17 protein-coding genes are annotated in these 20495 nt (G+C 75.2%); 9 read left to right on the forward strand and 8 right to left on the reverse strand.

Annotation, left to right across the window (positions count from 1 at the left end):
- The first annotated feature begins 136 nt into the window (after nucleotides 1-136).
- Together QPK52_RS03025 and QPK52_RS03030 are read left to right on the forward strand one after the other, a co-directional pair.
- Nucleotides 137-2482, forward strand: a complete 2346-nt coding sequence (locus QPK52_RS03025; protein WP_410535409.1) for a glycosyl hydrolase family 95 catalytic domain-containing protein — start codon at nucleotides 137-139, stop codon at nucleotides 2480-2482.
- An 86-nt stretch (nucleotides 2483-2568) separates the two neighbouring features.
- Nucleotides 2569-2829 (forward strand): hypothetical protein, encoded by a 261-nt coding sequence (locus QPK52_RS03030; RefSeq protein ID WP_410535410.1) that lies wholly within the window; start codon nucleotides 2569-2571, stop codon nucleotides 2827-2829.
- Nucleotides 2830-2922: 93 nt separating this feature from the next.
- Here QPK52_RS03030 and xylA read toward each other — a convergent pair whose 3' ends face one another.
- Nucleotides 2923-4095 carry a xylose isomerase gene (gene xylA, locus QPK52_RS03035; protein WP_410535412.1) on the reverse strand — a complete coding sequence of 391 codons (1173 nt, stop codon included), beginning with the start codon at nucleotides 4093-4095 and terminating at the stop codon, nucleotides 2923-2925.
- A gap of 78 nt (nucleotides 4096-4173) precedes the next feature.
- Here xylA and xylB point away from each other — a divergent pair, with 78 nt between their 5' ends.
- The 4 genes from xylB to QPK52_RS03055 all read left to right on the forward strand — a co-directional run bounded on the left by xylB (nucleotide 4174) and on the right by QPK52_RS03055 (nucleotide 10044).
- The gene (xylB, locus tag QPK52_RS03040) at nucleotides 4174-5601 is read left to right on the forward strand and encodes a xylulokinase (protein WP_410535413.1); all 1428 of its coding nucleotides are present in this window, start codon (nucleotides 4174-4176) and stop codon (nucleotides 5599-5601) included.
- A gap of 109 nt (nucleotides 5602-5710) precedes the next feature.
- The gene (locus tag QPK52_RS03045) at nucleotides 5711-6949 is read left to right on the forward strand and encodes an ROK family protein (RefSeq protein ID WP_410535414.1); all 1239 of its coding nucleotides are present in this window, start codon (nucleotides 5711-5713) and stop codon (nucleotides 6947-6949) included.
- Between the two features lie 199 nt (nucleotides 6950-7148).
- Nucleotides 7149-8609 (forward strand): acyl-CoA synthetase, encoded by a 1461-nt coding sequence (locus tag QPK52_RS03050; protein ID WP_410535415.1) that lies wholly within the window; start codon nucleotides 7149-7151, stop codon nucleotides 8607-8609.
- Nucleotides 8602-10044 carry a carboxyl transferase domain-containing protein gene (locus tag QPK52_RS03055; protein ID WP_410535417.1) on the forward strand — a complete coding sequence of 481 codons (1443 nt, stop codon included), beginning with the start codon at nucleotides 8602-8604 and terminating at the stop codon, nucleotides 10042-10044. The genes QPK52_RS03050 and QPK52_RS03055 overlap by 8 nt, the downstream gene beginning before the upstream one ends.
- A 60-nt stretch (nucleotides 10045-10104) precedes the next feature.
- Here QPK52_RS03055 and QPK52_RS03060 read toward each other — a convergent pair whose 3' ends face one another.
- Nucleotides 10105-11136 carry an MsnO8 family LLM class oxidoreductase gene (locus tag QPK52_RS03060; protein ID WP_410535419.1) on the reverse strand — a complete coding sequence of 344 codons (1032 nt, stop codon included), beginning with the start codon at nucleotides 11134-11136 and terminating at the stop codon, nucleotides 10105-10107.
- Between the two features lie 140 nt (nucleotides 11137-11276).
- Between QPK52_RS03060 and QPK52_RS03065 the strand changes: the two genes are divergently transcribed.
- Nucleotides 11277-11939: a GOLPH3/VPS74 family protein gene (locus QPK52_RS03065; RefSeq protein ID WP_410535421.1), complete on the forward strand. Its 663-nt coding sequence runs from the start codon at nucleotides 11277-11279 to the stop codon at nucleotides 11937-11939.
- 116 nt (nucleotides 11940-12055) lie between these two features.
- On the opposite strand, the gene QPK52_RS03070 is transcribed toward QPK52_RS03065, so the two are convergent.
- On the reverse strand, nucleotides 12056-12967 hold the full coding sequence (locus QPK52_RS03070) for a LysR family transcriptional regulator ArgP (RefSeq protein ID WP_410535422.1): 912 nt from the start codon (nucleotides 12965-12967) through the stop codon (nucleotides 12056-12058).
- A gap of 70 nt (nucleotides 12968-13037) precedes the next feature.
- Between QPK52_RS03070 and QPK52_RS03075 the strand changes: the two genes are divergently transcribed.
- Nucleotides 13038-13634 carry a LysE/ArgO family amino acid transporter gene (locus QPK52_RS03075; RefSeq protein ID WP_410535424.1) on the forward strand — a complete coding sequence of 199 codons (597 nt, stop codon included), beginning with the start codon at nucleotides 13038-13040 and terminating at the stop codon, nucleotides 13632-13634.
- Nucleotides 13635-13763: 129 nt separating this feature from the next.
- Here the strand turns inward: QPK52_RS03075 and QPK52_RS03080 are convergent, their stop codons facing one another.
- From QPK52_RS03080 to QPK52_RS03100, 5 genes are read right to left on the reverse strand one after another with little or no spacing between them, the layout of a single operon-like run.
- On the reverse strand, nucleotides 13764-14447 hold the full coding sequence (locus tag QPK52_RS03080) for an ABC transporter ATP-binding protein (RefSeq protein WP_410535426.1): 684 nt from the start codon (nucleotides 14445-14447) through the stop codon (nucleotides 13764-13766).
- The gene (locus QPK52_RS03085) at nucleotides 14440-15408 is read right to left on the reverse strand and encodes an ABC transporter ATP-binding protein (protein ID WP_410535427.1); all 969 of its coding nucleotides are present in this window, start codon (nucleotides 15406-15408) and stop codon (nucleotides 14440-14442) included. The genes QPK52_RS03080 and QPK52_RS03085 overlap by 8 nt, the downstream gene beginning before the upstream one ends.
- Nucleotides 15405-16316, reverse strand: a complete 912-nt coding sequence (locus QPK52_RS03090) for an ABC transporter permease (protein WP_410535429.1) — start codon at nucleotides 16314-16316, stop codon at nucleotides 15405-15407. Before QPK52_RS03090 ends, QPK52_RS03085 begins: the two co-directional genes overlap by 4 nt.
- The gene (locus QPK52_RS03095; protein WP_410535431.1) at nucleotides 16313-17320 is read right to left on the reverse strand and encodes an ABC transporter permease; all 1008 of its coding nucleotides are present in this window, start codon (nucleotides 17318-17320) and stop codon (nucleotides 16313-16315) included. The genes QPK52_RS03090 and QPK52_RS03095 overlap by 4 nt, the downstream gene beginning before the upstream one ends.
- On the reverse strand, nucleotides 17317-18915 hold the full coding sequence (locus tag QPK52_RS03100; RefSeq protein WP_410535433.1) for an ABC transporter substrate-binding protein: 1599 nt from the start codon (nucleotides 18913-18915) through the stop codon (nucleotides 17317-17319). Before QPK52_RS03100 ends, QPK52_RS03095 begins: the two co-directional genes overlap by 4 nt.
- A 285-nt stretch (nucleotides 18916-19200) precedes the next feature.
- Between QPK52_RS03100 and QPK52_RS03105 the strand changes: the two genes are divergently transcribed.
- A complete protein-coding gene (locus QPK52_RS03105) occupies nucleotides 19201-20466 on the forward strand; it encodes a sugar ABC transporter substrate-binding protein (RefSeq protein WP_410535435.1) in 1266 nt (421 codons plus the stop codon).
- Nucleotides 20467-20495 lie beyond the last annotated feature (29 nt).

Consider the following 20495-nt stretch of genomic DNA (forward strand, 5'->3'; position numbering starts at 1 on the left):
CGCGGGACCGCCCGGCCTTGGCGGGGGAGGCCGGGCGGTCCCGTCTCGAACACGGCGCTCCCCCACCAGGGCCACCGGTGTACGGTAAGCGCTTGCCAGGCCGCGCCCGTCCCGCCTCCCCGTTCTGGAGCCCCAAGTGAGCACGGACCACCGCCCCGCCCGCCCCGGCAGTCCGGCCCCCGGCGAGCCGCCGCGCCTGTGGTACCCCCGCCCCGCCGCCGAATGGCTCCAGGCCCTGCCGGTGGGCAACGGCCGCCTGGGAGCCATGGTGTTCGGCGGTACGGACGGCGAGCGGCTCCAGCTCAACGAGGACACCCTGTGGGCCGGCGGCCCGCACGACTACGACAACCCCCGGGCCCTCGCCTCCCTCCCCGAGGTCCGCCGGCTGGTGTTCGAGGGGCGGTGGGACGAGGCCCAGGCCCTGGTGGATTCCGATCTGATGGGCGTCCCCGTCAAGCAGCTCCAGTACCAGACCGTCGGTGACCTGCGCCTGTCCTTCCCCGGGGACGGCGAGACCACCGGTTACCGGCGCGAACTCGACCTCGCCACCGCCGTCGCCTCGGTGGAGTACGCGCGCGGCGGAGTGCGCCACCGCCGCGAGGTGTTCGCGAGCGCGCCGGACCAGGTGATCGTGGTCCGGCTGACCGCCGACGCCCCCGGCGCGATCTCCTTCACCGCACGCCTCGACAGCCCGCTGCGCTCCGCCTCCTCCTCCCCCGCCCCGCACACCGTCGCCCTGGACGGCTCCGGCGACGACGCCCAGGGCATCGCGGGCCTGCTGCGTTTCCGCTGCCTGGTCCGGGCGGTAGCCGAGGGAGGCGCCGTGCGCTCGGTGGGCGGGGAGCTGCACGTCGAGGAGGCGAACGCCGTCACCCTGCTGGTCTCGGCCGCCACCAACCACCGCGACTGGCGCGGCGTGGAGGAAGATCCCGGCGCGGCGGCCGCCCGCGCCGCCGCACCGGTGGAGGCGGCCGCCGCCCGGCCCTACGCCGAGCTGCGCGCCCGCCACGTCCGCGACCACGCCGCGCTGTTCGACCGCGTACGGCTGGAACTGCCGGTCACGCCCGCCGCCGCGCTGCCGACCGACGAGCGGGTGGCACGCTTCGCGGACGGTGAGGACCCGCATCTGGTGGCGCTGTACTTCGCCTACGGCCGCTATCTGCTCATCGCCTGCTCCCGCCCCGGCACCCAGCCCGCGAACCTCCAGGGGCTGTGGAACGACCTGACCGACCCGCCGTGGGGCGGCAAGTACACCATCAACATCAACACCGAGATGAACTACTGGCCGGCCGCCCCCGCCAACCTCCTGGAGTGCTGGGAACCGCTGTTCGGCCTGCTGGACGATCTGGCGGTCGCCGGGGCGCGCACCGCCCGGGCGTGCTACGGGGCGCGCGGCTGGGTCGCCCACCACAACACCGACCTGTGGCGCGGCACCGCGCCGGTGGACGGGGCGTTCTGGGGGATGTGGCCCACCGGCGGCGCCTGGCTGGCACTGTCGATCTGGGAGCACCACCGCTTCACCGGCGACGAGGCGAAACTGAGGGAGCGCTACCCGGTCCTGGCCGGCGCGGCGCGTTTCTTCCTCGACTGCCTGGTCGAGGACCCGGAGACGGGGGAGCTGGTCACCTGTCCGTCGATCTCCCCCGAGAACGCCCACCATCCCGGCCCCGGCGGCTCGTTGTGCGCGGGCCCGGCCATGGACAACCAGATCCTGGGCGACCTGTTCGAGGCCACCGCCGCGAGCGCCGAACTGCTGGGCGTGGACGAGGAGCTGGCGAAGGAGGCGCGGGCGGCGCGCGAGCGGCTGGCCCCGATGCGGATCGGGGAGCTGGGGCAGCTTCAGGAGTGGCGCGAGGACTGGGACGCGATCGCGCCCGAGCGCGGCCACCGGCACGTCTCGCACCTGTACGGGCTGCACCCGGGCGGCCGGATCACCCGGCGCGGCACCCCCGAGCTGTTCGAGGCGGCGCGCACCACGCTGGAGCTGCGGGGCGACGCGGGCACGGGCTGGTCGCTCGGCTGGAAGATCAACTTCTGGGCGCGGCTGGAGGACGGCGCGCGCTCCCACAAACTGCTGACCGACCAGCTCACCCCCGAGCGCACCGCCCCGAACCTCTTCGATCTGCACCCGCCCTTCCAGATCGACGGCAACTTCGGCGCCACCGCGGGGATCTGCGAGTGGCTGGTGCAGAGCCACGCCGGTGAGATCCACCTGCTGCCGGCCCTGCCGCCCGCACTGCCCGAGGGCTCGGTGCGGGGGCTGCTGGCGCGCGGCGGTTTCGAGGCGGCCCTCACCTGGCGCGGCGGCGCGCTGGCCGGAGCGGAGCTGCTCTCCCGCGCCGGGCGCCGGGCGCGGGTGCGCACGGCCGGCGAGGTCGCGGTCTCGTGCGACGGGCGGCCGGTGGAGAGCGTACGGCCGGAGGACGGGGTCGTGGAGTTCGAGACGGCGGCCGGGCGGGTCTACCGGCTGTCCCCGGCCTGAACCCGCCTCCGTGGCGGGCCGGCCCGCCACGGAGGCGGGAACTTTCCGGGAGCCGTCGTCCGTTCTCCATCACCAGGAGGTGCGTTGTGGGCACTGGAGACGCACGACGGGGAGAGGGCGACGGCGCCGGGAGAGACCCCTGGGACGACGTCGTGCTCGACGAGGACTTCATACGCGGCGCCGATGTGAGCGAGCCCGCCGCGCGTACGCGCATGCTGCGGGCCCGCTGGCGGGACAACCCGCCCGAGCCGCAGCCGTGGCGGGCGGACGAGCCCCCGGCGGGGTGGTTCTGGAGCAGGGGCCGCCGCAAGGGGCGCCGGTGGCGCCGCCGCCGCAAGGACGGCTGACACCGCCGGCCGTGCCCCTCGCGGCAGCGGGCGTGCGGAGGCGCGGGCCGCCACCCGCACCCCCGCAGGGGGCCTCGCCGGCTGCCTGCCGTTTCAGCCGCGGACGCCCAGCAGGTGCTCCAGCGCCAGCTGGTCCAGCCGCTCGAAGGCCATCCCGCGTCCGGCCGCGGCCTCCACGTCGAACTCCTCGAAGGCGGCGGTGTCGGCCAGCAGGTCGGCGGCGGTCTCGCCCTCGTTCAGGGTCGGCCGTGCCAGCTCGTCCAGGCGCGAGGCGCTCAGCGCCTCCTGGACCTCGGGGTCGGCGCGGAAGGCGGCTGCCTTCTCCTTGAGGATCAGGTAGTTGCGCATGCAGCCGGCCGCCGACGCCCACACGCCGTCGAAGTCCTCCGTCCGCGGCGGCTTGAAGTCGAAGTGCCGCGGGCCCTCGTAGCCGGCCGACTCCAGCAGGTCCACCAGCCAGAACGCCTGGCGCAGGTCGCCGGCGCCGAAGCGGAAGTCCTGGTCGTACTTGATGCCGGACTGGCCGTTGAGGTCGATGTGGAAGAGCTTGCCGTGCCACAGCGCCTGGGCGATGCCGTGCGGGAAGTTCAGCCCGGCCATCTGCTCGTGGCCGACCTCGGGGTTGAGGCCGACGCGGTCGGCGTGCTCCAGCTCGTTGATGAACGCCAGGGCGTGGCCGACGGTCGGCAGCAGGATGTCGCCGCGCGGCTCGTTGGGCTTGGGCTCGATGGCGAAGCGCAGGTCGTAGCCCTGGGAGACGACGTAGTCGCCCAAGACGTCGAAGGCCTCCTTGAGGCGGTCCAGCGCCACCCGCACGTCCTTGGCGGCGCCCGACTCCGCGCCCTCCCGGCCGCCCCAGGCGACGTAGGTGGTGGCGCCCAGTTCGGCGGCCAGGTCGATGTTGCGGATGGTCTTGCGCAGCGCGTAGCGGCGCACGTCCCGGTCGTTGGCGGTGAAGGCGCCGTCCTTGAAGACCGGGTGGGTGAAGAGGTTGGTGGTGGCCATCGGCACCTTCATGCCGGTGGCGTCCAGCGCCTGGCGGAAGCGCTTGACGATGCCCTCGCGCTCGGCGCCGGAGGAGCCGAAGGGGATCAGGTCGTCGTCGTGGAAGGTGACGCCGTGGGCTCCCAGCTCGGAGAGCTTGTGCACCGTCTCGACCGGGTCCAGGGCCGGTCGGGTGGCGTCGCCGAAGGGGTCGCGGCCCTGCCAGCCCACGGTCCACAGACCGAAGGTGAACTTGTGCTCGGGTGCCGGCTCGTAGCTCATGTCATGCCTCTCGGGTATTTCGTCAGGCCCGTTGACAAATTAGTATGCGCCCAGAAGCCCCAGAGAGGAAGAGGCGACATGGCCGCACCCGAAGGTCCGCTCGTTGTCGGTGTGGACAGCTCGACGCAGTCCACCAAAGCGCTGGTCGTCGACGCCGCCACCGGCGAGGTGGTCGCGCGCGGCCAGGCGCCCCACACCGTCTCGCCCGACCACGAGAGCGATCCGGAGCAGTGGTGGCAGGCGCTGCGGCAGGCGCTGGAGCAGTGCGGGCCGGCCGTCCACCGGGCCGCCGCGGTCTCGATCGGCGGCCAGCAGCACGGGCTGGTGACGCTGGACGGCCAGGGCCGCCCGGTCCGTCCCGCCCTGCTGTGGAACGACGTGCGCTCGGCCCCGCAGCGCGACCGCCTGGTGGCCGAGCTGGGCGGGCCGGAGGCGTGGGTCGAGCGCTTCGGCAGCGTCCCGGCGGCCTCCTTCACCGTCACCAAGTGGCAGTGGTTGCGCGAGAACGAGCCCGAGGCTGCCGCCGCCGTGAAGGCCGTGCGGCTGCCGCACGACTACCTCACCGAGCGTCTGACCGGCCAGGGCACCACCGACCGGGGCGACGCCTCGGGCACCGGCTGGTGGTCGACGGCCGACCAGGCCTACGACGAGGAGGTCCTGGGGAGGGTCGGCCTCTCCCCCGAGCTGCTGCCCCGCGTGCTGGGCCACGGCGAGGCGGCCGGCACGGTACGGCCGCAGGACGGGCTGCCGCTGCCCCAGGGCACCCTGGTGGCCACCGGCACCGGCGACAACATGGCCGCCGCCCTCGGCCTCGGTCTGCGGCCGGGCCGGCCGGTGCTGAGCCTGGGCACCTCCGGCACCGTCTACGCCGTCTCCACGCGCCGCCCCGCCGACCCCACCGGCACCGTCGCCGGTTTCGCCGACGCCCGCACCGACTGGCTGCCGCTGGCCTGCACCCTCAACTGCACCCTGGCCGTGGACCGCGTCGCGGCCCTGTTCGGCCTGGAGCGCGAGGCGGTCGAGCCGGGCGGGGGCGTGACCGTCCTGCCGTTCCTGGACGGCGAGCGCACCCCCAACCTCCCCTACGCCTCCGGCACCCTGACCGGCCTGCGGCACGACACCACCGCGGGCCAGGTCCTCCAGGCCACCTACGACGGCGCGGTCTACGCGCTGCTGGCCGCCCTGGACCTGGTCCTGGACGACGACGCCGAGCCGGACGCCCCGATCCTGCTGATCGGCGGCGGCGCGAGGGGCACGGCATGGCGCGAGACGGTGCGGCGCCTGTCGGGGCGGCCGGTGGTCGTGCCGCGCGCGCGGGAGCTGGTCGCGCTCGGCGCCGCGGCACAGGCCGCCGCCCTGGTGCTGGGCGAGGACGCGGCGGCGGTCGCCCGCCGCTGGTCCACCGCCGAGGGCCCGTCGTACGAGGCGGTGGAGCGCGACGAGGAGGCGCTGACCCGCCTGGCGGCCACCCTGAGCGACGCCGATACGCTGCTGCGGCGGCGCTGACCGGCGACGCCGTCGCGCAGCCCGCCCGGCACAGCCCCGCCGCGCAGCCCCGTGCCGCGGCACCACCGTCCGCGGCTCCGTCCGCACAACCCTGAGGAGTACGCCACCGATGGCAGCACCCGCGCCCAACACCCAGCAGGAGATGCGGCGGCGGAACCTGGCGCGCGTGCTGCACGCGGTGGCCGACGGCGGCCCCCGGTCACGGGCCGCCGTCGCGGCGCGGATCGGACTCACCCGTACCGCCGTCTCCACGCTCGTGGACGAACTCCTGGGCGCCGGGCTGCTGGTGGAGCTGGGGCCGGGCCGCTCCGGTGCGGTCGGGCGGCCGGGCACCGCGCTGGCGCTCAGCGAGCGCGGCCCCTGCGGGATCGGTGCCGAGATCGGCGTCGACCACCTCGCCGTGTGCGCCGTCGACCTGCGCGGCGAGGTCCGCGCCCGCACGGCGATGGACGCGGCCAACCGCGACAGCGAACCCGGCCCGGTGCTGGGCCGGCTGGCCTCCCTGGTGGAGGAGGTCGCGGACGAGGCCCGCGGGCTGGGGCTGCGCCCGGCCGGGCTGGCCGTGGCCGTACCCGGCCTGGTCGCCCGCGGCACCACCACCGTCGTCCAGGCCCCCAACCTCGGCTGGACGGACCTGGACCTCGCCCCCCACCTGGCAGGGAACGCGCTGGGCACCGGCGCCCTCACCGGCAGCGGCAGCGGCACGGCCGTGTGCTCCATCGACAACGAGGCCAACCTCGGCGCCCTGGCCGAACTGTGGCTGGGCGGCCACACTCCGCCGTCCGGCGACTTCGTGCACGTCTCGGCCGAGATCGGCATCGGCGCCGCGATCGTGGTGGACGGGGAACTCCTGCGCGGCACCCGCGGGTTCGCCGGCGAACTGGGCCATGTGCCGGTACGCCCGGAGGGCCGCCCGTGCGCCTGCGGCGGCATCGGCTGCCTGGAGCAGTACGCGGGCGAGGAGGCCGTCCTGCGGGCCGCCGGACTCGACCCGCGCGCCACCGCCGCGGAGCACCCCGGCCCCGGCGCCCGCATCGACCTGCTCGCCACCCGCGCCGGGGAGGGCGACCGCGCGGTGCTGGGGGCGCTGGCCGAGGCCGGAAGCGCGCTGGGTACCGCCCTGACCGGTGCGGTCAACCTGCTCGACCCGCAGACCGTGGTGCTCGGCGGCGCCCTCGCCCGGCTGGCGCCCTGGCTGCTGCCCTCCCTGGAGCACGAGCTGGGCCGCCGCCTGGCCGGCCCCCCGCCGGTGTCGGTCTCCCGCCTCGGCCCCGACGGCCCGCTGCTGGGCGCGGCCCACTCCGTCGTCCGCGCGGTCCTGGACGACCCGCTGGCCCACCGCGCCTGAACCGCCCCCGGGCGCCCGCGTCCGGGGCCGGCCGGGCCGCCGCACAGCCCGGGACCGGCCCGCCGCCCGGGCGGGGTGACCATCCGGGGAACGGAGGCGGGCGACCGAGATCACACCGGGCACCCCGGGCTGCGCGCGGCCGGATGGGTAGGCACCCTGGAGACCGACCGCACGGCCGTGACCAGACGAGGAGCCCCGGGTGCCCGCACTCTTCCCCAGGCTGTACCAGGCGCCGGACAAGCCCGCGCTGCGCTTCGGCGACCGGGTGATCGACTACGGCCGGCTGGCCGGGGCCGCGCACGCGCTCGCCCTGGAGATCGCCGACGCCGGCCGGGTCGCGGTGTGGGCCACCCCCTCGCCGCACACCTGCGTCGGCGTCCTGGCCGCCCTGCTGGCCGCCGTCCCCGCCGTCCCCGTCAACCCGCGCATCGGCGAGGAGGAGCTGGCCCACATCCTCACCGACAGCACGCCCACCCGGGTACTGGCCGCGCCCGGCGACGAACTGCCACCGGCGCTGGACGCGCTCCCGCGCACCGACGTCGCGCTGGAGCCGGAGGCGGCCCCCCGTCCCGACGGCACCACGTCCGCGCCCGACGAGAACGGCCCGGCGCTGATCGTCTACACCTCCGGCACCACCGGACCGCCCAAGGGCGTGGTGGTGCCGCGCCGCGCGATCGCGAGCACGCTGGACGACCTGGCCGACGTCTGGCAGTGGACCGGTGACGACGTCCTGGTGCACGCGCTGCCGCTGTTCCATGTGCACGGGCTGGTCCTGGGCGTGCTGGGCCCGCTGCGGCGCGGCGGCACGCTGCGCCATCTGGGCCGGTTCTCGCCCGAGGCCGTCGCGGCGGCGCTGGAGGAGGGCGGCACCATGGTGTTCGGGGTGCCGACGATGTACCACCGGCTGGCCGAGGCACTGGAGACCGACGGCGAGGACGGCGGCCGGCTGGCCGCGGCCCTGCGCGGGGCCCGGCTGCTGGTGTCCGGCTCGGCCGCGCTGCCCCTGCACGACCACGAGCGGATCACGGCCGCGACCGGGCAGCGCGTCGTCGAGCGCTACGGGATGACCGAGACGCTGATGATCACCAGCGTGCGGGCGGACGGGGAACGCCGCGCCGGCACCGTGGGCGTCCCGCTGCCCAGCGTGGACGTACGGCTGGTGGACGACGAGGGTCGGCGCATCGAGGGAGGCGACGGCGAGACCGTCGGCGAGGTCCAGGTGCGCGGGCCCAACCTGTTCACCGAGTACCTGCACCGGCCGGACGCCACGGCGCAGGCCTTCGCGGGCGGCTGGTTCCGCACCGGCGACATGGCCACCCGGGACGCCGACGGCTTCTACCGGATCGTGGGCCGCAGGGCGACGGACCTGATCAAGAGCGGCGGTTACCGGATCGGCGCCGGGGAGATCGAGAACTGCCTGCTGGGCCATCCCGGTGTCGCCGAGGCGGCGGTCGTCGGCGAACCCGACCCCGATCTGGGCGAGCGGATCGTGGCGTGGGTGGTGCCGGCCGGTGGGCGGCCGCCGGCCGAACAGGAGCTGATCGACCATGTGGCACGGCGGCTCACCCCGCACAAGCGGCCCCGGGCCGTGCGGTTCACCGACACCCTGCCCCGCAACGACATGGGCAAGGTCATGAAGCGGGAGCTGGGCCGTGGCTGAGCGGCCGCCCGGAGGGGGGCCCGAGGGGCCGGGCGGGCGGCTGCCGGCCCGTGCGGTGATCGACGCGGTGGCCGACGGCTTCGCGGAGCTGCCCGGGACAGGCGGCGCCGAGGGCGGGACAGGCGGCGTGGACGGCGACGCGGCCTACGGTGACGCGGCCTACGGCGACGGGCCGATCGCCTGGGAGGGCTACGGACTGGCGCGTGCCCGCGCGTACGAGCGCACCGGCGAGCACGAGTCGGTGGTGTGCGGCACCGGCACGGTCGGCGGCGTTCCCGCGGTCCTGATCGCCTTCGAGTTCGCCTTCCTCGGCGGCTCGCTCGGGCAGCGCACCGGCGACCGGATCGAGGCCGCCCACCGGCACGCCCGCCGGGCACGGCTGCCGGTGGTGTCCCTGACTGCGACCGGGGGCAGCCGTATGCAGGAGGGCATGCGGGCCCTGGTCCAACTCCAGCGCGTGGCACGGCAGTCGGCGCTGACCCGGGCGGCGGGCCTGCCGCAGATCGCCGTCGTGCGGGACCCGACGACCGGCGGCGGCTGGGCGACGCTGGGTGCGGGCTCCGACGTGGTGCTGGCCCTGCCGGGGGCCCAGGTCGCCTTCGCCGGCTCCCGGGTGCGCCCGCCGGACGCCGACCCGGCCGCGTACGGCGCCGAGGAGAAGCTGGCGGCCGGGCAGGTCGACCGGATCGTGGCGCCGGACGAGCTGCCCGGCACCCTGGGCCGCTGGCTGTCCCTGCTCCGCTCCCCCGGCAGCGCCCCCGGCACCGACCGCACCCCCGCCGAGCCGCCGCGCGCCCTGGGCGGCGCGGGCGGCACGCCGGGCCTGCCGGAGACGGGCTGGGAGGCGGTGGAGCGGGCCCGCTCCCCGCGCCGGCCGCGCGCCGACGCCTATCTGGACGCCTACTTCGAGACCCGCGAGGAGATATCCGGCGACCGCTGCGGCGGCGCCGACCCGGGGATGCGCTGCGGTTTCGGGCGCAGGGGCGGCCGTACGATCGCCTACGCCGCCCAGTGCGGCACGGCGACCCTGCCCGCGGGCTTCCGCACCGCCACCCGGCTGATCCGGCTGGCCGACCGGCTGGGCATCCCGGTGCTCACCCTGGTGGACACCCCGGGTGCGGCCAACGACGAGGCGGCGGAGCGCTCCGGCGCGGGCGCGGCCATCGCGGACCTCTTCGCGGCGGTGGCCGAGGCACGGGTCCCGGTGACGACCCTGGTGGTCGGCGAGGGCGGCTCGGGCGGCGCCCTGGCACTGGCGGCGCCGGAGAACACCTGGGTCACCCCGGACTGCTACTTCTCCGTCATCGCTCCGGAGTCGGCCGCGGCCATCCTCAAGCGCGGCCCGGAGCACGTCCGCGCGACGGCCGGCGACCTGCGGCTGCGCCCGCAGGACCTGGTGGACCTGGGGGTGGCACGCGGCATCGTGCGGACGTAGCGCCGGCGTGCCGCCCCCGCCTTTCCCGGGGCGCGGGCCTGACGGACTCCGCGCCCCCCGTCACCGGCCCGCGGGGCCCGTCAGGCCCGCCGACCGGGCCAGCCGGCGGTAGGAGTCCAGGCGCCGCCCGTGGTGGTGGGTGCCGAGAGTGAGCAGCAGTTCGTCGGCGCCGCTGCGCCGGGCCAGCCCGGCGAGCGCTTCGGCCGCCTCCTCCCCGGTCCCGCCGATCCGCGAGTCGCGGGCTTCGGCGAACAGGGCGCGCTCGCGCTCGCTCATCCCCCTCCCCAGCACCTTCTCCGCCGGCTCCAGCGGCGGGAAGACGCCCCGGGTGCGGGAGACGACCGTCGCCCACGCCTCCGGCGCGTGCATCGCCTCCGCCTCGGCGGCGGTGGCGCCCGCCGCCGCACTCACCGAGACCACCACGTACGGCCTGCGGTACGGCTCCGGGGCCGCGGCGGAGGGCCGGAAGGCCGCGCGGTAGCCGTCGATCGCGCGCAGCATCCGCTCCTCGCCGCGCGCCGGGGCGATCACCAGCGGCAGCCCCCGCTCGGCCGCCGCCCGCGCCCCCGAGCCCGTGGCCAGCACGAACACCGGCACCCTCAGCCCCTGGGACGGTACGGCCCGCACCTCTTGCGCGCCGTCGCCGGTGAACCAGCCCAGCAGCTCGTCCAGGTCGTCGCCGAACCGGTCGGCGGCCTCCTTCTCCGCTCCCAGCGCCCGCCGCACCGCGCCGGTGAAGCCGACCGAGCGGCCCAGACCCATGTCGATCCGCCCCGGGAAGAGCGACTCCAGCACCCCGAACTGCTCGGCGACCACCAGCGGCCGGTGGTTGGGCAGCATCACCCCGCCCGTCCCGACCCGGATGCCGGTGGTGGCCGAGGCGACGGCCGCCGCGAGCACGGTCGGCGCGGACCCGGCCACTCCGGGGACCCCGTGGTGCTCGGCCACCCAGAAGCGGTGGTAGCCCAGCGCCTCGATCTCCCGGGCGAAGCGCACGGTGGCGCGCAGCGCCTCGCCCGCGCCCTCCCCCTCCCTGGTCAGGGACCGGTCCAGGACCGACAGCCGGACGGTGCGCAGCGCGTCGTTGACCATGCACCTTCCAACAACCGCGGCCGTACGGGATTCCCGCGCCCTGCCGGGCAACCCCACCCGGGCGCTTGGGCGTCCTGCGTTGAAGAGGCGAACGACAGCGGCATGCGACGCGAGCGGGGAACAGGGAACGGGGGCCGCCGGTGGGTGTCACGCTGGGCGAGGAGATCATGCTGCTGTCGCTGGACGACGAGTCCGGTGCGACGAAGGACTGGTCCTCCACGGGCTGGGGCGTCGCGGGCGGCATCCTGCTGGACCTGGTCCTGGCGGGACGGGTGGCCGTCCGCGACGGACGGCTGGAGGTCGCCGACCGCACCCCGACCGGCGTCCCCCTGCTCGACGGGCGCCTGGAGCGGATCACCGACTGGACCGGGGGCGGGAGCCGGAAGAAGGCGTCCGACTGGCTGGCCAAGGACCAGGCGAAGTCCGTCCGGGCGGCGGTGGAGAGCCTGTGCGGGCGCGGTCTGGTCACCGAGGAGCGGATCCGCGTCCTGGGCCTCTTCCCCGTGCGGCGCTATCCGGAGGCGGACGGTTCGGTGGAGCGGGAGGTGCGCGAGCGGCTGGAGTCCGTGGTCGTCGGCGGCGCGGACCCCGACGAACGCACCGCCGGCCTGGTGTCCGTGCTGCACGCGGCGGGGCTGCACCGGCAGGCGTTCCCCGGTCTGCCCCGCAAGCGGGTCGAGCCGCGTATGGCCGGGATCGCCGGGGGCAACTGGGCGGGCGACAGCGTCCGCCGGGCGATCCGCGACGTGCAGACCGCGGTCGCGGTGGCCACGACGATCACCGTGGTCACGACCGTGTCCTGAGCCGGGGTCCGGGCCGCCGGCCGGGCCGACGGCCCGGAGGGGGTGTCCCACCGCACCGGGGCAGTCGTCCGGCCTCCGCCACGCCCTTCCCGGTGCGACGCCGGGTGTGCCGCCGGTCACGGCCTCTTCGGCGCGGTCGCCCGCCCGTCCCGCCCGGTGGTGCGCAACCGCCGTCGGCTGGCCGCGCGGACGGACGCGGTGATGCGGTTCAGCCGTTCGGACTCCAGCGACCAGGTCTGCCAGTGGAGGGCGACGTCGCGATGGGCGTGCTCCTCGAGCAGGACCAGCGTCCCGTCGGTGAGTTCCGTCCCCAGCTGGATCTCCGGGATCATGCCCCACCCCAGGCCGGCTCTCAGGGCCGCGAGGAACCCTTCGGAGGACGGGATGGTGTGCGTGGGCGGGGGCCGGTCGACGCCTCGGGAGCGGAGTACCTGGCGCTGCAAGTCGTCCTTGGCGTTGAACTCCAGCATGGGCATGCCCGACCAGTCGACGCCGGCTCCGGTGGTGAAGCGCCGGTGCAGCGCGGGGGCTGCCACGGGCACGTAGCGCATGAAGCCCAGCCGCTCGACCCGGCACCCGTTGACCGGTGCGGGATCGGCGGTGACGGCCGCGATGACGTCCCCCTGGCGCAGGAGCCGGCTGCTGTGGTCCTGGTCCTCCACGTGCAGGTCCAGCGTGGTGTCCGTCCAGCCGGCGGCGTCGTGGAGGACGGGCACGAACCAGGTGATCAGGGAGTCGGCGTTGACGGCCACCGGTGTCACCGTCCGGGAGGAGACCCCGTTGCCCAGCGCGTGCCGGGTCTCCGCCTCCAGGACCTGCACCTGGCGGGCCATGCGCAGCAGCACCGCCCCGGCCTCGGTGGGGGCGCAGGGCACGCCCCGGCGCACCACCACCTGCCCCACGGAGTTCTCCAGGGCCTTGATGCGCTGGCTGACGGCCGAGGGGCTGATCTTGAGCAGGTCCGCGGCGGCCTCGAAGGTTCCCTCGTCGATGATCGCGGCCAGGGCGCGAAGGTGCTCGAAGTTCATGAAGCAAATCTAATGCATCCATCATTCCCTTCATTTGTCTGAAAATGGAGGGCTGGCTACCGTCAGGGCCATGTGGCCTATATGGGGTGCCGGGCTGGCGGCCGGCCTGGCTTTGATCATCGCCATCGGCGCGCAGAACGCGTTCGTGCTGCGGCAGGGCGTCCGCCGGGAGCACGTGGGGGCGGTGGTGCTGCTGTGCACGGCCGGCGATGTGGTGCTGATCCTCGGCGGCACCGCCGGGATCGGGGCGCTGGTGTCCCGCTTCCCCGAAGCCCTGGAAGTACTGCGGTGGGCGGGAGCCGCCTACCTGGCGTGGTGGGCGGTGCGCTCCTTCGTCTCCGCTGTGAGGCCCGCCTCCCTGAAAGCCGGGGCCGCCCGGTCGCGGAGGTCGGTGGTCACCACCACCCTGGCCCTGACCTTCCTGAACCCCCACGTCTACCTCGACACCGTGGTGCTGCTGGGCAGCCTCGCCAACCAGCAGGGCCCCGACGCCCGGTGGGTGTTCGCCGCCGGAGCGGTGACGGGCAGCGTGGTGTGGTTCTCCGCCCTCGGCTACGGCGCCCGGGCCCTGTCGGGCGTGCTCGACAGCCCGCGCACCTGGCGGGTTGTGGACCTGGTGATCGGCGTCGTGATGCTCGCGCTGGCGGTCGGCCTGGTCCGGGGGTGACCCCGCCGCGGCGCACAGCCGCGCCCCCGGCGGGCGGCCTTGCCCGCGGCGGGCGGCCTTGCCCGCGGCGGGCGGCCTTGCCCGCGGCGGGCGGCCTTGCCCGCGGTGGGCGGCCTTGCCCGCGGTGCGTCACCGCGGCAGGAGGGTCTCGAACTCCACCGTCCTGTCGCACCAGCGCTCCAGCAGCACCCGGTCGTGGCCGACCGCGAGCAGCGCCGTGCCGTGTTCGCGGCGGTACTCCTCCACGGCGGCGACGAGGGCGGCGGTGGTGGAGGCGTCGAGCATCGCGGTCATCTCGTCGCAGACCAGCAGATGGGGGCGGAGGACGAGCGCGCGGGCCAGGCAGGCTCGCTGGAGCTGGCCGTCGCTGACCTCGTGGGGGCGGCGGGCGAGCAGATCGCCGCCGAGGCCGACGGAGGCGGCCAGTGCGGGCAGCCTTACGCGGATCTCGGCCCGGCGCCCGGTGGCGCGCAGGGGTTCGGCGATCAGGTCTGCGAGGGTCAGGCGGGGATCGGCGGCGAGGCGGGGCTGCTGGAAGACGACGCCGACGGTCGTGCGCAGCTCGCGCGGGGCGCGGTGGCGGAAGCCGTGCGCCGGCCGTCCGGCCAGTCGTACGGTGCCCGACTGCGGCCGGTGCAGCAGGGCGGCGACCCGGGCGAGGGTGGACTTGCCGCAGCCGCTGGGGCCGAGCAGTCCAACGGCCTCGCCGTCGCCCACGGTCAGGGACACCTCGCGCAGTACGGGTGCGCGGCGGTCGTATCCGGCGGTGACGCCGCTCAGTTCGAGGACCGGTCCGGACGTCGGTTCAGGCATCGGCGGTCTCCGGTGCGGGTGAGTGCGCGTGGTGGCAGGCCACCGCCCCGGCGCGTGCGCCGGCCAGGACGGGCACGGTCGCGCAGGCGCCGGTGGCGCGGCCGCAGCGCGGGGCGAAGGCGCAGCCGCCGGGCAGGGCGTCCAGTTCGGGCGGCATGCCGGGGATGGGGGTGAAGGACCGCTCGGGCAGGGCCTCCAGCAGCCCGCGGGCGTACGGGTGCCGGGGTCCGGGTGTGCCGAAGAAGCCTGCTGCGTCGGTGAGTTCGACGATGCGTCCGGCGTACATCACCGCGATCCGGTCGGCGATGCGCTCGGCGGCGGCCAGGTCGTGGGTGATGACCAGCAGTCCGTGGCCGGCGTCCACCTGGCGGCGCAGTTCGTCCACGGTGCGGTCCACCAGGTCGCGGTCCAGGCCGGTGGTGGGTTCGTCGGCCACCAGCAGCGGGGCTCCGCCGACGAGGGCGAGGGCGGTGGCGGCGCGCTGGGCGAGGCCGCCGGAGAGCTGGTGGGGGTACCGGTCGAGGTGGTCGGCGGGGAACGCGGCGCGCTCGGCGGCCCGCTCGGTCTCACCGCGCAGCCTGGGCCCGCGTACGCCGGTCAGCTCCCGCACCGTCTCCTCCGTCTGGGAGCGGACGGTACGCACCGGGGTGAGGTGCGAGGCGGGGCTCTGCGGCACGAGGGCGATGCGGCGGCCCCTCACACGGCGGGCCAGCACCGCCTCCCCGGCGGTGAGCAGGTCCAGGTCGTCCAGCAGGGCCTCGCCGCGCACGCGCGCGTTGCCGGGCAGCAGCCCTAGCAGCGCGGAGGCCAGCACCGACTTGCCGCAGCCGCTCTCCCCCACCAGGGCCAGGCATTCCCCCGCAGCGAGGTCGAAGGAGACCTCCGTCACGGCGGCGACGGTGCGCCCGCCGCGCAGCGGGAAGCGCACGGACAGCTCCCGTACGGACAGTCGTGCCGTCACAGCGCCAGCTCCGATCGGACGCGCGGGTTGATCCGCTCGCGCCAGGCGCCGGCGAGCCCGGCGATGGCGAGGGTGGGGACGACGATGAACAGGCCCGGCCAGAGGGTGGGCCACCAGGCGCCGGCGAGCAGCGAGCCGCGCGCGGCCTCGGTCATGGTGCCGAGACTGGCCTGGTGGGCGGGGATGCCCAGGCCCAGGAAGGACAGGGCGGACTCGTGCCAGATGGCGTGCGGGACCATCAGCACCGCCGCCAGCCCGGCCTGCGGCAGGACGCCGGGCAGCAGGTGGCGTACGGCCACCCGCCACCGCGAGGCGCCGCCCGAGATCGCGGCGTCCACGTACGGGCGGTTGCGCAGGGAGTGGGTCTCGGCGCGGACGATGCGGGCGGTGGAGAGCCAGTGGGTGAGGCCGACGGAGGCGATGACCGGCCAGACGCCGGGCCGGAACATCGCCACGATGAAGATGCCCAGGAGCAGGTGGGGCACGGAGGCGAAGACGTCCACGACCCGCATCACCAGCCGGTCGGTGCGACCGCCCAGCGCTCCGGCCAGGCCGCCGACGGCGATGCCGACGACCGTGGCCACCAGGGCCGCGACCACGCCGACCAGCAGCGATACGCGCAGTCCGTGGACACAGCGCAGCAGCAGGTCGCGGCCCAGCTCGTCGGTGCCGAACGGGTGCTCCCAGGAAGGGGGTTGGAGCTTGGCCGCGAGGTCGACGGCCTGCTGGTCCAGGGGGAAGGCCACCGGCACCAGCAGCGCGGCCAGTACGGTGGCGGCGGTGAGGGCGGCCGAGGCACGGGCGCGCCAGGCGCGGGCGCCCGGCGAACGCCCGGCGCCGCGCCTCGGAGCGGCGGGGACGGGAGCCTTGCCGGGGGATTCGGCGAAAGCCGGGGCGGGGGCGGTCACATCTCCTCCGGGTCGATCCGGGGGTCGGCCAGCACGTAGAGCAGGTCGGCCAGCAGGTTTCCGGCGAGTACGGCGGCGGTGGCCAGAACGGTCACGGCGGCCAGGAGCGGGAAGTCGGTGGCGGTGGCGGCGCGGACGGTGGCCGAGGCGATGCCGGGCCAGCTGAAGACGGTCTCCACCAGCAGGGCGCCGGTGATCAGTTCGGGTATGCGGGTGCCGACGAGGGTGAGTACCGGCAGCAGCCCCGAGCGCAGGGCGTGGCCCAGCAGTACCGTCCGCTCGCGCAGACCGCGGGCGCGGGCGCCGCGCACCGGGTCCTCGTGGAGCGCGTCGGCCACTCCCTGCCGTACGTACAGGGCGAACCACGGCATCTGGGAGAGGGCGAGCACGGCCACCGGCAGTGTCAGATGGCGCGCCAGCGAGCCGGCGGTGACGGTGTCCTCGCCGCTGTCGGTGAGTCCTCCGGCGGGCAGCACACCGAGCTGGAGTGCGAAGAACCAGACGGCCAGCAGTCCGAGCCAGAACGGCGGGGCGGCCTGGAGGACGTAGGAGCCGCCGGTCACGCAGCGGTCGAGCCATCCGCCCCGGCGGCGCGCGGCGGCGACGCCGAGCACGGTGCCCAGCGCCAGCGCGAGGACGAACGCGAGCGCGCACAGCAGCACGGACCAGCCCAGGCGTTCGCCGACCACCTGGGCGACCGGCTGGCGCATCGAGACCGACTGCCCCAGGTCGCCGGTCGCGGCCGAGGTGAGCCAGCGCCACCACTGCTCGGTGAACAGGCCGTCCAGGGCGAGGTTCTCGCGCAGCTGGTCGAGGGTGTCCTGGGAGGCGCGCAGCCCGGCGCTCCCGGCGTACTGGCGCACCGGGTCGAAGGGGGACGCGGCGGCGAGCGCGAAGACGCCGAGGGTCACCGCGGCCAGGACGGGGACGGCGGCCAGCGCCCGCCGTCCCGCCAGCCGCGCCAGCGGGGCCCAGGACGGCCCCGCGCGCAGTGCCGTCTTCACTTCTTGGGCCGCCAGTCCTCGACGTTCCACCAGGGGCCCGCGCCCAGGCCGTGGTCGTGGGGTTCGACCTGGGTGGTGACGCCCTGCCAGGCGTCGTCCATCACGTACACGTGGTCGATGTGGGTGAGGAACGTGTAGCCGGGGTTCTCGGCCAGTTCGCGCTGGACGGTGGCGTACGCCTCGGCGCGGGCGGCGCGGTCGTTCGTGCGGCGCCCCTCCTCCAGGGCGCGGTCGACGTCGGGGTTGTCGTAGGCGGCCATGTTGTTGAAGCCGTCCAGGGCGAGGGAGGAGTGCAGCAGGGGGTAGAGGTCGAAGTCGGGATCGGCCGGACTGCCGCCGCCGGAGAGCACGGCGTCGTCCTTCATGCGCGGCTCGATGACCTCCCAGGTGCCGGACTCGACGGTGATGTCGATGCCGATCTCCTTGGCGTCGGAGGCGTAGGCGAGGGCGTGCTCCTGGCGGAGCCGGTCGCCGGAGGGGTACCAGAGGGTGAAGGCGGCGCGGCGGCCGTCCCTGCGGCGCACTCCGTCCTCGCCTGCCTTCCAGCCGGCGTCCTCCAGGATCTCCTTCGCCTTCCGCGGGTCGTGGCGTCGCTCGGTGCCCTCGGCGAACCAGGGGCTGTCGGTGGGTACGGGACCGTACGCGGCCCGGCCGGCGCCGCCCAGCACGCTGTCGACGATCGCCCGGCGGTCGACGGCGGTGTCCAGGGCGCGGCGGACGGCCCGGTCGCCGGTGACGGGGCCCGCGGTGGGCAGGGTGACGGCACGGAAGTCGGCGGTCCTCGCCCGGACCACGCGCCGGCCGTCGTCGCCCGCGAAGGTGTCGGCCAGGGCGGGCGGCAGGACCGCGGCGTCGAGGTCGCCGGAGCGCAGCCGGGTGGCGCGCACGTCGTCGTCCTTGATGACGGCCATGGTGAGCTTCTCCACCTCCGGCGCGCCGCCCCAGTAGTCGGGGTTGGCCTCGAAGGTGAGCTTCTCGCCGCGGCTCCAGCCGGTGAGGACGTAGGGGCCGGTGCCGACCGGCTCGGTGTTGTAGGGGCCGGTGTTGACGTCCTGCCCGGCGGCGGCCTCCTTGGAGGCGATGGGCAGCACGGTGCGCTCGGCGAAGGGGGCGTAGGGGTACTTGAGGCGGAAGACGACGGTGTCCTCGTCCTTCGCTGTGACGCTGTCGAGGGCGTCCAGCTCGCCCTTGGAGGGGTTGTTGGTCTTCTCGTCGAGGATGGTCTCGTAGGTGAAGACCACGTCCTCGGCGTCGAAGGGGGTGCCGTCGCTGAAGGTCACCCCCTCGCGCAGGGTGTAGGTGTAGGTCCGGCCGCCGTCGCCGATCTCGGGGAGCTCCGCGGCGAGGGCGGGCTCCAGCTCCATGTCGGCGTCGTGCCGCAGCAGGCCGTCGAAGATCTTGGAGTTGCCGTCCTTGCCGTAGCCGAGCAGGGGGCTGAGGGTGTCCGGTTCCTGGGCGATGCCCACGACCAGGGAGCCGCCCGTACCGCCGCCCGCGCCCCCCTTCCCGTCGGACGGCGCGGAGCATGCCGCCGCTCCGGCCAGCACCGCGCCGAACGTCATGGCGGCGGCCGTCCGTATCACCCTCAGTCTCATGGTCCACACCCTTGTTGCCGAGCTGCCGTTGTTGCAAGCAACTCGCAATTAAACCGCAGAGGAGTGCGCACCGCATCACCCCCTCCCGCCCCCGCCCGCCGGCCGGGGTGCGGCACTTCGGTCACCCTTCGATCACCCCGTGATCACGATGAGCCTTCCGAACCGGTTTATCCGACGCTTCTTTGGACTAGACCTTGACTCCCCATTTGGTCTGTGCCAAATCTGTGCAGACCCACGCTCGCTCCCCCCACGCCCGTACCGTCGGCAACCTCCCAGGGGACAGCCATGCCAGTCCGCCGCCCTTTCCGCCTTCTCGCGTCCGTCCTGTCCGCCGCACTGCTGCTGAGCGGGTGCGGCGTCCTCGCCGACACCGGCGACCAGGACCAGGACCGGACCCTCGACGTCTGGCTGATGCGGGGCAGCCTCTCCGAGGAACTCACCGACGCCGCCGTCCGGGACTTCGAGCGGCGCAATCCCGGCGTGGAGGTGAAGGTCACCGTCCAGGACTGGCCGGGGATCGACAGGAAGGTCACCGCGGCCCTCGGCTCCGACGACGCACCGGACGTGATCGAGGTGGGCAACACCCAGGTCGCCCAGTACGTGGAGGCCGGCGGGGTGTCCGACCTCACCATCAGGGTCTTCGACCTCGGCGGCGACCACTGGGTCCCCGGCCTGGAGGAGCCCGGGAAGATCGACGGCTACCAGTACGGCGTCCCCTTCTACGCCGCCAACCGCGTCGTCGTCTACCGCAAGGACCTCTTCGAGCAGGCCGGGATCACGGAGTCCCCCACCACCCGTGAGGAGTGGATCGAGGTCACCTCCCGGCTCAACCGGTCCGGACGGCAGGGCATCTACCTGCCGGGGCAGAACTGGTACGTGCTGGCGGGCTTCATCTGGGACGAGGGCGGCGACCTCGCCGTCGAGCGCAGCGGCCGGTGGGCCGGCACGCTCGACACCCCCGAGGCGCTGCGCGGCATGGAGTTCTACAAGGAACTCCAGTCCCACGGCCGGGGCCCCGTCGACTCCGACGAGTCCAAGCCGGAGCAGCGCGAGTTCTTCGCCGGGAACGAGATCGCCCAGATCATCGACGTGCCCGGCGCCGCCGAGCTGATCGTCGAGAAGAACCCCGCGCTGGCCGGCAAGCTCGGCTTCTTCCCCATCCCCGGCAAGGACGCGAAGGAACCGGGCGCGGTCTTCACCGGCGGCTCGGTGCTGATCATCCCGGAGCGGGCCACCGAGCCGGCCGCGGCGTACTCCTTCGTCAAGCTGCTGACCGGTGAGAAGTGGCAGCGGAAGCTGGCCCGGACGATGAGCGTGGTGCCCAACAGCACCGAGCTGGCCGACGCGCTGAAGGACGACCCCGGCGCCGCGGCGATGGCCGAGGGCGCCCGCAACGGGCGCGCCACCCCCAACTCGCCGCGGTGGGGCCGCCTGGAGGCGGACAACCCGATCAAGAAGTACCAGACGGAGGTGCTGCGCGGCGCCGACCCGAAGACGGCGGCACGCGAGGCCTCCCGGCGGATCACCGCGATCCTGAGCGGGCGCGGCTGACGCGCGCCCGCCTCCCGGCGCCCCCGGGG

The sequence above is a fragment of the Streptomyces sp. KL2 genome, assembly GCF_046529545.1.
GTDB classification, from domain to species: Bacteria; Actinomycetota; Actinomycetes; order Streptomycetales; family Streptomycetaceae; genus Streptomyces; species Streptomyces radiopugnans.